This is a genomic window from Streptomyces sp. NBC_01142 (assembly GCF_026341125.1).
GTDB lineage: Bacteria > Actinomycetota > Actinomycetes > Streptomycetales > Streptomycetaceae > Streptomyces.
This window is the reverse complement of the sequence record NZ_JAPEOR010000003.1, coordinates 1,290,747-1,306,972: the sequence shown is the minus strand read 5'-3', so window position 1 is coordinate 1,306,972 and position 16,226 is coordinate 1,290,747. Positions and strand designations below refer to the sequence as shown.

Sequence of the window (16,226 nt, the reverse complement as noted above, 5' to 3'; positions counted from 1 at the left end):
ATGGTTGTGCGCCTGGTGCCGGACGGGCTGTGGGAGATCTTCCAGGATGTGGCGCCGGAGCCGCCGGTACGCGCCCAAGGTGGAGGCCGCCGGAGGTGCGATGACCGCGCGGTGCTGGCCGCGATCATCTTCGTCGCTACTTCGGGCTGTACCTGGCGGCAGGTGCCACCGGTCTTCGGGGCCTCCTGGCAGACGGTCCACCGCCGTTTCACTGATTGGTCCGCGGCCCGGGTCTGGGCCAAGCTGCACCGCGTGGTCCTCGACCGGCTCGGCGCGAACGGCGAGCTGGACTGGTCGCGCTGCGCGATCGACTCGGCCAGTGTCCGAGCGGTCAAAGGGGGCCCCTGACCGGACCGAATCCGACCGATCGCGGCAAGCTCGGATCGAAGATGCACGTCATCTGTGACCGCAACGGACTGCCGATCTCGGTGGGTATCTCCGGCGCCAACCTCCACGACAGCCAGGCCCTGATCCCGCTGATGCGCGGCATCCCGCCGATCCGCTCCCGCTATGGACCCCGGCGCCGCCGCCCGGCCAAACTCCACGCGGACAAGGGCTACGACTTCGACCACCTGCGAGGATGGCTGCGCCGTCGGCAGATGGTGCCGCGCATCGCCCGCCGCGGCGTCGAACCGTCCGGCCGCCTGGGCCGGCACCGCTGGGTAGTCGAGCGCACAATGTCCTGGCTGAACGGCTGCCGTCGCCTGCACCGCCGCTACGAGCGCAAGGCCGGGCACTTCCTCGCCTTCGTCGGCTTGGCCAGTGCCCTGATCTGCTGCCGGCGCCTCAACCGATCAGGACATCCTCTTAGACGGTGTCCTATGTGGTGATCACTCGTTGGGTTATTCATGGGGCGGGGTACGTGGAGTTGGATTGTTCCGGACGGCTTATGGGAGCTCGCCAGGCCGTTGATTCCGGAGGAACGAGTGCGACCGCAGGGCGGTGGAACACCGAACACGCCTGATGAGACGTTGTTCGCAGCGATCATCTACGTGCTCGTCAGCGGCTGCGCCTGGCGGGCCCTGCCACCGTGCTTCGGCATATCGAAGTCGACCGCGCATCGCCGGTTCATGATCTGGTCGAGGGCCGGGGTGTGGGGCCGGCTGCACGAAGCGGTCCTGCACCAACTCGACGACGCAGGCCTCATCGACGTCTCCCGAGTCGTCCTCGACTCCGCCCACGTCCGGGCTAAAAAGGGGGCGAACTCACAGGTCCGAGCCCCGTGGACCGAGGCAAGCCGGGTTCCAAGATGCACGTCCTGTCGGACGCGAGCGGACTGCCCCTGGTCGTCGGGCTCTCCGCCGCCAACACCCATGACAGCGAAGGTCTGAAGCCCATGGTGGCGGGTCTCCAAACGAGACACGACCCCCACCGCGGCCGTCACTTCAGGCCCCAACGCCTGCACGCCGACAAGGCCTACGACATCCCCCACCTGCGTAAATGGCTACGAGGCAAACGCATCGGGGTGCGGATCGCCCGCAAAGGCATCGAGTCCAGCGAACGACTCGGCCGTCGCAGGTGGGTCATCGAGCGGACCATGTCCTGGCTGACCGGATACCGCCGCCTCAACCACCGCTACGAACGCCACCCCCGGAACTACCTGGCCTTTCTTGGCCTCGCCGCCGCCCTGTGCTGCTACAAGCGCCTCATCCGCCTAACCACATAGGACACCGTCTAAGTGTGCCTACGGCCGTACTGCGACCCGCTCCGCCTACTCGGTCTTGATGGCGGTGAGCATGTTCACCCGGGCCGCGCTGCGGGCGGGCCACACGGCGGCCAGCAGGCCGACCAGCGCTGCCAGCAGCAGGAAGAGCGCGAACTGGCCCCACGGCAGCACCAGCGCGTATCCGGGGATGTCCGCCTTCGTGATCTCGCAGACGGCCCAGCCCAGGAAGGCACCGAGCCCGATCCCGATCACCGCGCCGAAGAGCGAGATGACCACGGCCTCCAGCTGGATCATCCGCGTCACGCCCCGCCGGTCGAGCCCGACGGTTCGCAGCATACCGACCTCCCGCTGCCGCTCGAAGACCGACATCGCGAGGGTGTTCACCACCCCCAGCACCGCGATGACCAGGGAGATCGCAAGCAGCCCGTACATGACGTTCAGCAGGGTGTTGAGGTATCCGCTGAGATCGTTGCGGATGTCCTCCCGGTCGCCGATCTTGACCCCCGGGCGCCCGGCGAGGGCATCTCCGAGTGCCTTCTCGTTCGTGCCGCCATCCGTCTTGACGTAGATCTTCGAGATGGACGTCTCGGTGGCGTGCGGTTCGATCACGTCCGTGGAGACGACGACCGGCAGGACGACCTCGTTGAACTCGAAGACGGCCCCGACGGTCAGCTTGCCGCTCTTGCCGGATCCCCCGTACGTCACGGGCAGCCTGTCCCCCGCCTTCCAGCCGTTGGACCGGGCGAGGTTCTCGGCGACGGCTATCTGCCCCTTCGCGAGCGTGTTCTGGGAGCCGGAGACCACCGGGAGGTGGAGGGCCTTTTGGAAGTCCGCCGGGGTGACGCCGGAAATATCCTCCTGGATGCCGTCGATCCTCATCCACGCCTGCTGCTCCTGAGACACCGCCGTGACGCCCTGGACCTTGCGCAGGGCGGCGACCGCCGAGGCGTCCAGGCCCGCGCCGTTGTCCGTGACCATGTAGTCGGCCTTGACGATGTCCGTGGTCATCCCGTCCACAGACTGACCGAGGGTGACACCGAGCACGGTCAGAGCGCTGACCAGCGTGAGCCCGATGGCCAGCGCGGAGGCGGTGGCGCCGGTACGGCGCGGGCTGCGTACCGCGTTCTGGCCCGCGAGCGTGCCGCAGACCCCGAAGCCGCGCCGCAGCAGGGGCTGCACGACGGCGATCACGGGCCGGGACAGCAACGGGATCAGCACGATGACACCGATCACCGCGAGGAAGGCACCGAACCCGACGAACCCCCCGCCGTCGGAGCCGCCGACCCCGGCGCCCATGACGACGACCGCCATGCCGAACAGCGTGATGGCGGCGCCGAGCAGGTTCCGCAGAACCAGGGACCTGGCGGTGGCCGGCAGGTGCGCGCTACCGATCGCCGCGACCGGCGGGATCTTCGCGGCACGACGGGCCGGCAGCCAGGCCGTCGACGTGACGATCAGCGGCCCGTCCGAGATGTTCCCGCCGCCGAAGTCGACCGTGGAACGCGCTACGGCGGCGATGGCGGCGCCGAGCCTGAGGCCGGCGGCCGCGGCAACCGCGCCGCCCGCCATCGCCTCGATCAGCACGGACCGGGTGACCTGCCCGCGGGAGGCGCCGACCGCGCGCAGCAGAGCGATTTCCCTGGTGCGCTGGGCGGCCAGCATGGTGAAGGTGTTGGAGATCAGGAAGACACTGACGAAGAGCGCGACGCCGGCGAAGGCGAACAGGAGCCCGTTGAGCAACTCCGCGTCTCCCGCCACCAGCCTGTTCTCCTCTTCTGCGAGTTCCCGACCTGTCCTGGCCTTCGCGGACTCCGGAAGCACCTTGCCGATGGCTGCGGCGAGCTCGGAGCTCGAAACGCCGGGGGCGGCGGTGACGGTGACGTACTCATACAAGCCCGGCTCGCCGAAAACCCGCTGAGCGACCGGCGTGTCGAACAGCACCAGGCTGCCGCCTGCGGCCACCATCTCGTTCTCGGTGGTGAAGATGCCGGAGAGCCTGTACTTCTTCGTCGGCCCCTCGAGGGCCACGGACACGGTGTCACCGACGGCGTAGCCACCCTTCTCGGCGGTGTCCTTGTCGAGCGCGACCTGCCCGGGCCCGGTGGGCCCCCTGCCGTCGGTGACCGCGTAGAGCGGGTCCTTGCCGTTCTTCCCCGGCGCGAAGTTGGCGCCCGTGTTGAGCGAGCCACTGGCGATGAGACCGCCGTCCTCGTCGGCGACAAAGGCCTGCCCGGTGACGCGCCCGGCGGCCGAGGCGACCCCCTCGACTCGGGCGATCTTGTCGACCGTCTTCCGACTGATGCCGTTGGAGTCGCCGGAGTAGTCGGTGTTCTCCACGACCTGGACGTCCACGTGGGCGTAGCTCTTGGCCGTCGTGCTGTTGGAGGCGTTTTCGTAGGTGTCGGTGAAGATCAGAGTGCCGGAGACGAACGCGACGCCGAGCATGACGGCGAGCACGGTCATCAGCAGCCTGGCCTTGTGCGCGAGGACGTTGCGCAGGGCTGTACGGAACATGGCGGTGTAGTCCTGGTGAGTGAGGGAGGACGGGGGTCGATCTGGGGGCGCCGGTTCATACGGTCCGGTTCCGCCCGGTTCGGCTCAGCTCGTACGGCCTGCTCGGCTCAGCTCGTACGGAACTTGGTGTCGAAGGCCTTCATGCGATCGAGGACCCCGTCCGCGGTGGGCTCGTACATCTCGTCGACGATCCGCCCGTCGGCGAGGAAGACGACCCGGTCCGCGTAGGAGGCGGCGACCGGATCATGGGTGACCATGACAACGGTCTGGCCCAACTCCCGTACGGAGTGGCGCAGGAACCCGAGGACCTCGGCACCCGCGCGCGAGTCCAGGTTCCCCGTCGGCTCGTCACCGAAGACGATGTCCGGCTTGGAGGCGAGGGCCCGGGCGACGGCGACACGCTGCTGCTGGCCGCCGGAGAGCTGGGCGGGACGGTGGCTGAGCCGGCCGGACAGGCCGACCATCTCTATGACGATGTTCAGCCACTGCTTGTCCGGCGCGCGGCCCGCGATGTCCATCGGGAGCGTGATGTTCTCCAGCGCGGTGAGGGTCGGCAGCAGGTTGAATGCCTGGAAGATGAAGCCGACCTTGTCCCGGCGGAGAGCGGTGAGCTGAGCGTCCGTCAGGGAGCCGAGCTCGGCGTTACCGACGCGGACCGAGCCTGAGGAGAAGCTGTCCAACCCGGCCACGCAGTGCATCAGCGTGGACTTGCCTGACCCGGAGGGCCCCATGATCGCGGTGAACTGGGACTGCCCGAAGCCGACGCTGACCCGATCGAGGGCGACCACCTTGGTATCGCCCTGTCCGTAGACCTTGGAGAGCTCTGTGGCCCAGGCGGCCACGGTGGGGGCGTAAGAAGCAGCGTGCGAGGCGGTTGTCATGGGTACTACTCCGATCGGACGCCAGAGGCGGCGCAGGGCGCGGGCCGCAGACCGCATAGACGGCCCATGGACGCGGGAGTCCATGCCCCACCCCGCTGGGAACTTCTCCATCGTCCGGTTCGTACGAGCCCCTCGGATCAACCGAAATCCCGACTGCCCGGGTCTGATGCGAGAGACGGTCTCGTCATCCTCAGGTATGCCGTTGCATCAGCTCCGGGGATGACGCCCGGTCGAAACCGCCTGGGGACATGGGGCTCCCGCAGGGGGCTGACGTCCCCCTCGCCGGCGGGACGCGCCTCATGACCGACAGGACCCACCCGTCGCCGTCTCGGCCATTCGGCCGATGCGCAGCCAAGTCGAGCTGTGCTCCGCCCTCGCCGCCACGGCTGACTCGTCTCCAAAACCGTCAGCCCCGCGTCGATGTCAACTGGTCGACTGTACTGTTCAATTGCTCACTATCACCCACCTGGATCCCCTTCTCACACGGCCCGATCCACGCCGCCCTTCGCCGGTACGCGCCCGCATTCAGCCAACGCTCTCCCCCATCCGGCCGATCCGGCGGCACCATCCGGGCCCCACGACGCAGCGGGCGATGATCGTGTCACTTCTCGTGGTGTAGCTGATCATTCGGCGGTCGTGTGGTGGTGCTGGGTAGCGCGGGGGCGCTTTCGGGTCACTCGGCAGGGTAGATCTGGTCCGCGCTTCCCTCTACCGCGAGCTGGGCCCGAAGGGCGGTATCCCCGTCGTCTTCTTCGTCCACCTCGCCGCGACCCTGGACAACTGGGACCCCCGCATGCAGGTAGCGGCGGGACCAGTGCCCAAGCCCATCGTGAGGCGCTGCGGGTGGCAGCGGTCGACTGACCTGCGGCGCCGGACGCGCCATCGGGCCTCACGCGCCCGCGGCAGGGCCGCCCAGTCGTCGTGGGGCCTCTGCCGCGACCCCTTCCTCGATCCGGCGCACCGCGTCCTGCAGGTCATCCAGGTGACGACGCGCCACTTCCTGTGCGGACATGACCGTCCTGCGCCAGGTCACGTTGACGCACCCCAGCACCTCTCCATGCACACGGATCGGAACGGCGATCGAGTTGCGTCCGTCGAAGTCGTACTCCGGTGCCCGCACGCTGTACCCACGTGACCGAGTGGTCGCCAGGAGACGGCGCAGCCATCCAGCGTCGTGGGCGTACTCGTTCCCGGGGGCGTCGTGCTCGCAAAGGCGGCGCAGGACCGCTTCCCGCTCCCGCTCGGGAGAGAAGGCGATGTAGGCCCGGCCCGAGGCCCCGAGCAGCATGTGCGAGCGGAAGCCGATGGGAGCGACGGGTACGACCTCGTCGAAGTAGGCCTTCGGGCTGTTCGTGTCGATCGTCTCCATGTAATCGAGGCGTGGCACGGTCAGTACGGAGGGCCACATCACGCGTTCGCACAGCTCTTCCAGAACCTGCGACGCCAGTTCGCCGAGCCACTCGGCGTCGTCGTACGGGGCGCGCTGCGGTCTGAGGCTCGCGATGAACGCCCCGTCGGCCAGCCGCTGCCACACCAGGTCCTGCTGGTTGCACGTGTGAAGGATCCGGAGCAGCGTGGCCTTGGGGATGCCGGTTGCCTGGTGCAGATCGTGGAGGCTCGCGGCACGCATCTCCTGAAGGACCCGCAGCACCTGAAGCCCGCGTTCCAAGGAGCTGATCGTTTTCACCTGGTAGTTCCGCATGGGACCTGCTCTCACCTGCGGAGATGCCCTGTCGATTTCACTGGGTGAAAAGTTAGCAGGCGATGGTTGCCTGCGCTATGGCCTGTCGTGGACCGTTCGTTCCGTGACGCAAGGAGGCGACATGGCCGTCAAGGCAGCAGCGAGCTCACCGGTCCCTGATTCGAGGCCCGGCACGGCCGACGAGCCCGTGACAGTGGCCGAAGGCGAGCTGCTGTGGACGCCCGGCCCGCAGCGGCTTGCCGAGGCGAACATGACGGGCTTCCTGGACTGGCTGGTCCGCGAGCGCGGACAGCGGTTCGACGATTACGACGAACTGTGGCGCTGGTCCGTCACCGACCTACAGGGTTTCTGGGGTGCGCTGTGGGACTACTTCGACATCCGGTCCGCGACACCCTACTCCGCGGTGCTCGGCAGCCGGGACATGCCGGGCGCGCAGTGGTTTCCCGGGGCTCGGCTGAACTATGCCGAGCGTGTTCTGCGCCACGAACGCCCCGGGACCGACGCCTTGCTGTTCTGCTCGGAAGGCGCCGCTCCGGCCGGTTTGCCCTGGGAGGATCTCGCCGGCCAGGTGCGCATCCTGGCGACCCGGCTGCGCTCGCTCGGGGTACGTCCTGGCGACCGCGTCTGCGGCTATCTGCCGAACGTGCCGCAGGCCGCGATCGCGATGCTCGCGACGACGGCCGTGGGCGCGGTCTGGGCGAGCGTCTCCCCGGACTTCGGATCGCGAGGTGTGGTCGACCGGTTCGGCCAGCTGCGTCCGAAGGTCCTGTTCTGCGTCGACGGCTACCGCTACGGCGGGAAGACCTTCGACCGCCGGGAGGAGGCACGCCTCATCGCCGAGGCCCTGCCGGGCCTGGAGCACGTCGTCCACCTGCCCGGACCCGGCGACGGGGACACCCGGCCGGTCGTCGACGGTGGCCTGCTGTGGGAGGAGGTTCTCGACCACCCGCCCGTGTCGGCCGAGGACTTCGCGTTCGAGCATGTTCCCTTCGACCACCCGCTGTGGGTGCTCTTCTCGTCCGGTACGACAGGGCTGCCCAAAGCGATCGTCCACGGCCACGGCGGCATCCTGCTGGAGCAGCTGAAGCTGCAGACCTTCCACATGGACCTGCGCGAGGGCGACCGGCCGCTGTTCTTCACCACCACCGGCTGGATGATGTGGAACTTCCTGATCAGCTCCCTGCTGGTCGGGGCCTGCCCGGTGCTGTACGACGGGAACCCGGCCCATCCGGAGCCGGACGTGCTGTGGCGGATCGCGCAGGACGCCAGGACCACCTTCTTCGGCGCCAGTCCGGCCTATGTCGACCTCATGAGCAAGACCGGCATCGTGCCCGGCGAGCGCTACGACCTGTCGGCCCTGCGCACGGTCATGCCGGCCGGCTCACCGGTGTCGCCGCAGTGCACCGCCTGGTTCTACCGCAACGTCAAGGCGGATCTGTGGGTCACGACCGGTAGCGGCGGCACCGACTGCTGCACCGGCTTCGTCGGCGGGGTGCCCACCCTCCCCGTGTACGCCGGTGAGATGCAGGCACGGTCCCTCGGTGTCGCGGCGTACGCATATGACGAGAACGGTCACGAAATCGTCGACGGGGTCGGCGAGTTGGTCATCACCGAGCCCATGCCGTCCATGCCGGTGACGTTCTGGGGTCCGGACGGGGACGAGCGGTACCGCCGCTCGTACTTCGAGGACTTCCCCGGTGTCTGGCGGCACGGAGACTTCTTCAAGGTCAACACGCGCGGTGGCTGCTTCGTGCCGGGCCGGTCCGACGCCACGCTCAACCGGCAGGGTGTGCGTATCGGCACCGCGGAGATCTACCGCGTGGTCGAAGCCCTGGACCAGGTCGCCGCGGCCTTGGTCGTCAGTCTCGACCTGCCGGACGAGAAGTTCTTCATGCCGCTGTTCGTCGCCCTCGATGAGGGCGTGGCCCTCGACCCCGGTCTCGAGGACGCGATCCGCACCCGGCTCCGCCAGGAGTACAGCCCCCGGCACGTACCGGACAGGATCATCCAGGTCCCGGCCGTCCCGACCACCCTGACCGGCAAGAAGCTCGAGGTGCCGGCGCGCAGGATCCTGCTCGGCACACCCGTAGAGCAGGCGGCCGACCGCAGCACGGTGGCCGACTCTCGCGCACTCGACGCCCTCGCCCGGTACGCCCGTACCCAGCGCGACTATCCCCTGACCGTTGCCGCCACCACCGCTAGCTGAGCCGCACCCTTGGAGAGCACCGTGAACGATGCCAGACCCGTCTCTTCCTTCCCTCTTCCCTCAGAGCTCACCGACGTCGCGGGCGCCGAGGACTGGGCGTCGATGTACCCTAATTACACCCGGTTCCAGCCCGAGGACGACCAGCGGTTCTGGTTCTACAACGCGATGCACTTCCCCGAGCCGATGCCCGCGTTCGACGCCGTCACGGCGGAGGCGCCCTACACCGCCCTCGGCGCCAACACGGCACGCATGTTCGTCTTCCCCACCACGCTCGGCATCGAGCACCGCATCGTCAACGGCCGGGTCTACATCACCGCCAACCCGGTGACCGACCCGGAGGAGATCCAACGCAGGCTCGCGCTGTTCAGCGAGCGGGCGGGCCACTACTACGAGAACTGGGACGAGCTCTACCAGGGCTGGGTCAGCCGCATCACCGGCCTGATCGACGAGGTGCAGCGGATCGAGGTGCCCCGGCTGCCCGAGTTCGAGGACGCGGACGTGATCTTCGAGGCGAAGGGCGTGGCGCAGAACCACTACCTGCGCGAGAACTACCACCGGCTCATGGACCTGTACTCCAAGATGTGGCACCACCACTCGGAGTTCCTGATGCTGGGGTACGGCGCCTACGTGGTGTTCTTCGAGTTCTGCAAGACGTCGTTCCCCGAGATCCCCGACCAGGACGTCGCCCGGATGGTCGCGGGGATCGACGTGATCCTCTACCGCCCCGACGACGAGCTGAAGAAGCTGGCGAAGCTTGCCGTCGAGTACAGCGTCGACGATCTGTTCGTCGAGGGCTGCGACCCGGACAAGGTACTGGCCGCACTCGCAGCCCGCGGGGACGACGGCCGGAGGTGGCTGACGGCCATGGACGACGCGCGGGAGCCGTGGTTCAACATGTCGACCGGCGCCGGTTTCTATCATCACCACCGCAGCTGGAACGACGACCTCACGGTGCCGTTCGCGGCGTTGCCCGGCTACGTCGACCAGGCACGGCGCGGCGAGCTGCTCGACCGCCCCACGGAACAGCTCAGGACGGAGCGCGAACGCATCGCCCAGGAATACCGCTCCCTGCTGTCCGGCGAGGACGAGCAGGCGGCCTTCGACCAGATGCTCGGTCTGGCCAGAGCCGTGTTCCCCTTCATCGAGGACCACAACTTCTACTGCGAGCACTACTTCACCACGAAGTTCTACGGGAAGGTCCGCGAGTTCGGTGAGCTGCTGCGCGACCAGGGTGTCCTGGCCGACACCGAGGACGTCTTCCAGCTGAGCCACACCGAGGTCGGCCAGGCCCTGACCGATGTGATGCTCGCCTGGGCGGCAGGAACCAAGCCCGTCGGGTCGGCCCGGGTCCAGAGAATGGTCACCGAGCGGAGGGGGATGCTGGAGACCCTCGCGGGCTGGTCCCCGCCGCCGGCGCTGGGTCCCGTCCCCGAGGCGCTCAACGACCCGGCGGTGCGCATGCTGTGGGGCATCACCGCGGAGACCATCCAGGCCTGGTCGACACCGGCGGTGGCGGGCGACCACGAGGTGCGTGGGTTCGCCGCCTCGCCGGGCGTGGTCGAGGGCACCGCCCGGGTGCTGATGAGCGCCAACGACATCGGTCAGGTGCGGGAGGGCGAGGTGCTGGTCTGTCCGGTGACCGCGCCCAGTTGGGGGCCGGTCTTCGGCAAGATCGCGGCCGCTGTCTCGGACATCGGCGGCACCATGTCGCACGCGGCGATCGTGGCCCGCGAGTACGGGCTGCCCGCCATCGTCGGCACGGGACACGCCACCAAGCGGATCACCACGGGTCAGCGGCTGCGGGTGGACGGCGACCGCGGCATCGTCACCATTCTCGACTGACTCCTCCACCACGCAGGGAGCACCACGATGGACACCTCACTCCTCGTCAGCCGGTTCGGAGATCTCCGGCTCACCGACCGGCCCACCGTCGGCGGCAAGGGCGCCAGCCTGGGCGAACTCACCTTCGCCGGCGCCCCGGTACCGCCCGGATACGTCGTGACCACCGCCGCCTTCGAGGCCTTCCTCCACGTCCTCGACCCGGGTGGCGAGATCCGCGCCCGCGTCGAGGCTCTGGAGGCCGAGGACACCGAGGCGATCGCCCACGCGACCGCACCCATCAGGGAGCGCATCGAAGCGGCCGAGCTGCCGGAGGAGGTCGCGGCAGCGATCCGGGACCACTACAGGGACCTGGACAGCGAGTCCGACACCCCCGGTGAGCCCGCCCCCGTCGCCGTACGCTCCAGTGCCACCAGCGAGGACGCGGAGGACGCCAGCTTCGCCGGGCTCCAGGACACCTACCTGTGGGTGCGTGGTGAAGACTCCCTGGTGGAGCACGTCCGGCGTTGCTGGGCCAGCCTCTACAGCGTCGAGTCGGTCAGCTACCGACGGCGGCTGGGCCTACCGGAGCAGGACCTCGCGATGGCCGTCGTCGTCCAGCGCATGATCGACCCGCGCTGCGCCGGTGTCATGTTCACCCGCAGCCCACTCACCGGGGATCGCTCCGTCGTTGCCCTGGAAGGCTCGTGGGGCCTGGGATCGGCCCTCGTCGGGGGCGATGTGACGCCCGACAAGTACGTGGTCGGCAAGGTCACCGGGGACATCTGCTCCCGTACGGTCTCGGCGAAGCTGCGACAACACCGGATGGACCCGAGCGGGGCGGGAGTCGTCGAGGAGGACGTACCGGAGTACCTGCAAAACGAGCCCTGTCTGTCCGACGCGGAGATCCACGAACTGGTACGGATCGGCCGACAGGTCGAATCCCACTACGGGACCCCGCAGGACATCGAGTGGGCGATCTCCCGCAACCTCGTGCCCGGCCACAACATCTTCCTTCTCCAGAGCCGCCCCGAGACGGTATGGGCGAATCGTGAGAAGGCGCCGACCGCCGCACCCAAGGCCAGGGCGTTCGACCACGTGCTGTCACTGCTGGGCGGAGCCGGCAAGGGCGGAGGCACCCCGTGAGCCTGACCGGCGAGGACGTCCAGGACATCCTCCGGATCATCGACGACATGGATGTCGATCGCCTCCAACTGCGCACCGGCCGGTTCGAACTGTCGCTGCGCCGTGCAAACGACGGCGAGTGGACACAGTCCGCCCGTACGACTGCCGAGCCGGTGCTGGTGGTCCGTGAAGCGCGGGAGCAGCCGGCGGACGGGGGCGGCACCCCACCGGACAAGCAGGCGGTGTCCGCCCGCGAAGGCCTGACCGAGGTACGTACGCCGTTGCCGGGAGCCTTCTACCGCGCGCCGAAGCCCGGCGCGCCCCCCTTCGTCCAGATCGGGGACGAGGTCACCGAGACCACGGTGGTCGGGATCGTCGAGACGATGAAGTTGATGAACTCCGTGTACGCCGGAGCGAGCGGCACGGTGGCAGAAGTCGCTCTGGCCGACGGTGACTTCGTCGAGCAGGGCGCCGTGCTGATGCACATCGACACGACCTCCGCAGGAGCGGTGACGCCGTGATCCTGCGACGTGTCCTGATCGCCAACCGGGGCGAGATCGCCCTGCGGATCCTGCGTACCTGCCAGCGGCTCGGCATCGAGTCGGTGCTCGCCGCCTCCGACGCCGATCTCGCCTCCGTACCCGCCCGGCTGGCCGACCGGGTGGTCCGCCTCGGCCCTTCCGCACCGTCGGCCAGTTATCTGGATGTGGACGCCGTGCTCACGGCGGCGAAGACCGCGGGAGCCGACGCCATCCACCCCGGCTACGGCTTCCTCTCCGAGAACCAGCGGCTGGCCCAGGCCTGCGCCGAGGCGGGCATCGTGTTCATCGGCCCCACCGTCGAGCAGCTCGCGGCCGTCGGCGACAAGTTGGAAGCCCGTCGGCACGCCATCGCGGCCGGGCTCCCGGTGGTACCCGGCGGACCGCTCGACAACGCCGGGGACGCCGCGCAACTCGCCGCGGAGATCGGCTTTCCCCTCCTGATCAAGGCGGTCGGCGGTGGCGGCGGCCGGGGCATGAAGCAGGTGCACGACCCGGCCGCGCTGGCCGCCACCATCGACCTGGCCATGGCGGAGGCGGGCGCCGCCTTCGGTGACCCCCGTGTCTACCTCGAACGCTTCGTCGCGACCGGACGTCACGTGGAGGTCCAGCTCCTCGCGGACGGCGAGAACGTCGTCCACCTCGGCACCCGGGACTGTTCCGTGCAGCGCCGCTACCAGAAGCTCATCGAGGAGGCACCCGCGCCCGTCCTTGACCCGGCGCTGCGCGAGGAGATGCACCGCGCCGCGGTGACCCTCGGCAAGCACCTGGAGTACCGGGGCCTGGGCACGGTCGAGTTCCTCGTCGACGTCGACCGGGGCACCTTCTACTTCTTGGAGATGAACGCCCGTATCCAGGTCGAGCATCCGGTCACCGAGGCCATCACCGGGCTGGACCTCGTCGCCGAGCAACTGGCCGTCGCCGAAGGCCGATCGCTCTCCTTCGGTCAGGCGGACGTCTCCTTTTCCGGCCACGCCATCGAGTGCCGGATCAACGCCGAGGACTGGGCCCGCGACTTCCAGCCGAGCCCGGGGACGATGACCGAGGCGGTCTGGCCACTCGGTGAGGGCATCCGGATCGACACCCACCTCCAGGCAGGCGCCACTGTGCCGCCGTACTACGACTCCCTGCTGGCGAAGCTGATCGTCCACGGACGGGACCGGGACGAGGCACTGGCCCGGTTGCGCGGCGCCCTCGCGCGCTGCGCGATCGACGGGGTCAGCACCAACACCGCCCTGCACCAAGCGGTGCTGGAGGAAACTGACTTCGTCGAAGGCGGTGTGGACACCGCCTGGTTCACCCGGTTCCTTCGCGACCATCCGGCGACCCCATCGACCGACACCGCCGGATCGGCGACCGGAGGAGGCAGCCATGGCTGACATCCAGCTCGTCGACGTGTCGCTGCGCGACGGCAACCAGAGTCTGTGGAGCGCCACCGGACTGGACACCGGCAAGATCCTCCAGATCGCCCCCGTTCTGGACCGCGTGGGCTTCCGGGCCCTCGACTACACCTCCAGCACCCACATGGGCATGGCGGTGCGGACCCAACGTGAGGACCCCTGGGAACGTATCCGGCTCACGCACCGTGCCATGCCCAACACCCCCCTGCAGTTCATCGGCACCGGGCTGCGCTTCATCTCCTGGGAGGTCGCCCACCCCGAGTTCATGCAGCTGGTCTACGACCGGCTGGTGGCCAACGGCGTCACCCGGTACGTCGTGCTCGACCCCATGCACGACATGGACGCCGTGCGCGAGTCCGCGCGGATGATCCGGGCGGCCGGTGCCACGGAGATCGTCGGAGCGTTGACCTACACCGTCAGCGACGTGCACGACGACGCCCACTACGGCTCGCTGGCCTCCCAGATGGCGGCCTGCCCGGACATCGACCGCGTCTACATCAAGGACCCCGGCGGACTACTGACAACAGAACGCGCCACCACGCTGATCCCGGCCGTCATCCGCAACCTCTCCGGCAAACCGCTGGAGCTGCACTCCCACTGCACCATCGGACTGCCCGGCCTGACCTACCTCAAGGCGGCCGACCTGGGGGTGCAGGCGCTCCAGGTGGCCTGCGGAGCCCTCGCGGGCGGCACTTCGCTACCCAACGCCCAGCAGGTGGTGGCCAACCTGCGCGAGTTCGGCCACACCGTGGACGTCGACGACCGGCTGCTCGGCGTGGCGGCGGACTACTTCCACCACATGGCCGCGGCTGAGGGGCTGCCCGTGGGCGGTCCCCGGGACTTCGACGCCGCGTTCATGCGCCACCAGGTGGCGGGTGGCGTGATGACCACCCTGCGCCGCCAGCTCGACGAACTGGGCTTCAGCGACCGCTTCGACGCGGTCATCGAGGAGGTGACCTGGGTCCGCGCCGAACTGGGCCACCCCATCATGGTCACCCCCTTCCCGCAGATGGTCTGCACCCAGGCGCTGTACAACGTGATCGGCGCCGAACGCTACGAGAACGTCTCCGACCCGGTGATCCGATACGTGCTCGGCAACTTCGGCAGGCCGACCGGTCCCGTCGACCCGGACGTCACCGATCGCATCCTGGCCCGGCCGCGGGCCAGGGAACTCGCCGAGGAACCGCCACCGCCCACCGTCGCCGAGCTACGCGGCCGATTCCCCCGCGGCATCAGTGACGAGGAACTGCTCCTGCGGGCCACGATGCCCGCCGAGCAGGTGGACGCCATGGTGGCCGCCGGCCCCGCCCGGCAGCACTACAACCCCCGGCTGAAGCCCGTGCTCGACCTGCTCAACGGCATGCGCACGCGCCCGGCGACACCCGAACTCATCCTGGAACGCCCCGACTTCCGACTGGAGCTGCACCGTGACCGCCGAGCCGACTGACGTAGGCGCCGTCTCCCTGACCGATCGTCTGCAAAGCGTCCGCGGCATCGTGTTCGATCTCGACGGCACCCTCGTGCTGGGCGACCGGCGCAACCACGGGCTCACGCCCCTCCCCGGAGCCCTGGAGCTCACCGCCGCGCTCACCGCACGCGGCCTTCCCTGGCTCACCTTCACCAACGGAACCACCCGCACACCCGAGGCATACGCACAGACACTGCGCGGGATCGGCTTCGACCTGTCCGACGACGCGATGCTCACCCCCGCCACCAGCGCCGTCGACCACTTCCTGGCCAAGGGCCACCGAAGGGTCCTGGTGCTGGGCGGCGAAGGCCTCAAGGAGCCGCTGCGCCAGGCCGGCATCGAGATCGTCGAGCCGAAGGGGAAGCCGGAAGCCGACGCCGTACTGGCCGGCTGGTACCGCGAGTTCACCATGGACGACCTGGAAGCGTCCTGCCATGCCGTCCTCGGCGGCGCCACCCTGTACAGCTGCTCACAGTCGGTGTTCTTCGCCACCGCCGACGGCAGGGCCCTGGGCACCTCCCGGGCCATCTGCGCCATGATCAGCAGCATCACGGGCGTCACCGAACAGGTCGTGGGCAAACCGTCGCTGATCGGGCTGCACTGCGCCGCGCAACGGCTGGGCGCCGCCCCGCAGGAACTCGCCGTCGTCGGGGACGACCCGGAACTGGAGATGGCGATGGCCCGTCGCGCCGACGCCCTCGCCATCGCGGTGGCCACCGGTATCCACCCAGCGGATCACTTCATGGCACTGCCGCAGGAGCGGAGACCCCACCTCACCATTGACGGTGTGGGCAAGCTCCTCGTACTCCTGCCCCCGGCCGCCTGACCGCAGCCGCCAACTGCATGCTCTGCCCTCGCTGCAGTTTGCCGCACCGGCGGCCCCGCCGACATTGCCGAGGCAGCCTCT

12 protein-coding genes are annotated in these 16,226 nt (G+C 68.9%); 9 read left to right on the top strand and 3 right to left on the bottom strand.

What is annotated here, in order from left to right:
- Window positions 1-830 (top strand): IS5 family transposase gene (locus tag OG883_RS40090; RefSeq protein ID WP_266553257.1). Its coding sequence is split into 2 segments (ribosomal slippage): window positions 1-346 and window positions 346-830, totalling 831 coding nucleotides; the frame shifts between segments, so codons are not numbered across the junction.
- An 18-nt stretch (window positions 831-848) separates the two neighbouring features.
- Window positions 849-1,666 (top strand): IS5 family transposase gene (locus OG883_RS40085; protein ID WP_266552023.1). Its coding sequence is split into 2 segments (ribosomal slippage): window positions 849-1,191 and window positions 1,191-1,666, totalling 819 coding nucleotides; the frame shifts between segments, so codons are not numbered across the junction.
- A gap of 45 nt (window positions 1,667-1,711) precedes the next feature.
- On the opposite strand, the gene OG883_RS40080 is transcribed toward OG883_RS40085, so the two are convergent.
- From OG883_RS40080 to OG883_RS40070, 3 genes are all read right to left on the bottom strand, one after another.
- Window positions 1,712-4,180, bottom strand: a complete 2,469-nt coding sequence (locus tag OG883_RS40080) for an ABC transporter permease (protein ID WP_266552021.1) — start codon at window positions 4,178-4,180, stop codon at window positions 1,712-1,714.
- 107 nt (window positions 4,181-4,287) lie between these two features.
- On the bottom strand, window positions 4,288-5,061 hold the full coding sequence (locus tag OG883_RS40075) for an ABC transporter ATP-binding protein (protein ID WP_266552018.1): 774 nt from the start codon (window positions 5,059-5,061) through the stop codon (window positions 4,288-4,290).
- An 889-nt stretch (window positions 5,062-5,950) separates the two neighbouring features.
- The gene (locus OG883_RS40070; protein WP_266552015.1) at window positions 5,951-6,763 is read right to left on the bottom strand and encodes an IclR family transcriptional regulator C-terminal domain-containing protein; all 813 of its coding nucleotides are present in this window, start codon (window positions 6,761-6,763) and stop codon (window positions 5,951-5,953) included.
- Window positions 6,764-6,884: 121 nt separating this feature from the next.
- Between OG883_RS40070 and OG883_RS40065 the strand changes: the two genes are divergently transcribed.
- The 7 genes from OG883_RS40065 to OG883_RS40035 are packed head-to-tail and all read left to right on the top strand — an operon-like array spanning window position 6,885 to window position 16,145.
- Entirely contained in the window at window positions 6,885-8,969 is a 2,085-nt protein-coding gene (locus tag OG883_RS40065) for an acetoacetate--CoA ligase (protein ID WP_266552012.1), read from the top strand.
- A gap of 21 nt (window positions 8,970-8,990) precedes the next feature.
- Window positions 8,991-10,811, top strand: a complete 1,821-nt coding sequence (locus OG883_RS40060) for a PEP-utilizing enzyme (RefSeq protein WP_266552009.1) — start codon at window positions 8,991-8,993, stop codon at window positions 10,809-10,811.
- Between the two features lie 27 nt (window positions 10,812-10,838).
- A complete protein-coding gene (locus OG883_RS40055; protein WP_266552006.1) occupies window positions 10,839-11,933 on the top strand; it encodes a PEP/pyruvate-binding domain-containing protein in 1,095 nt (364 codons plus the stop codon).
- Window positions 11,930-12,433, top strand: coding sequence for a biotin/lipoyl-containing protein (locus OG883_RS40050; RefSeq protein WP_266552003.1), 504 nt, complete (start codon window positions 11,930-11,932; stop codon window positions 12,431-12,433). The genes OG883_RS40055 and OG883_RS40050 overlap by 4 nt, the downstream gene beginning before the upstream one ends.
- A complete protein-coding gene (locus OG883_RS40045; protein ID WP_266552000.1) occupies window positions 12,430-13,830 on the top strand; it encodes an acetyl/propionyl/methylcrotonyl-CoA carboxylase subunit alpha in 1,401 nt (466 codons plus the stop codon). Before OG883_RS40050 ends, OG883_RS40045 begins: the two co-directional genes overlap by 4 nt.
- Window positions 13,823-15,298 carry a biotin carboxyl carrier protein gene (locus OG883_RS40040; protein ID WP_266551997.1) on the top strand — a complete coding sequence of 492 codons (1,476 nt, stop codon included), beginning with the start codon at window positions 13,823-13,825 and terminating at the stop codon, window positions 15,296-15,298. The genes OG883_RS40045 and OG883_RS40040 overlap by 8 nt, the downstream gene beginning before the upstream one ends.
- Window positions 15,279-16,145: an HAD-IIA family hydrolase gene (locus tag OG883_RS40035; RefSeq protein WP_266551994.1), complete on the top strand. Its 867-nt coding sequence runs from the start codon at window positions 15,279-15,281 to the stop codon at window positions 16,143-16,145. Before OG883_RS40040 ends, OG883_RS40035 begins: the two co-directional genes overlap by 20 nt.
- Window positions 16,146-16,226: the final 81 nt, after the last annotated feature.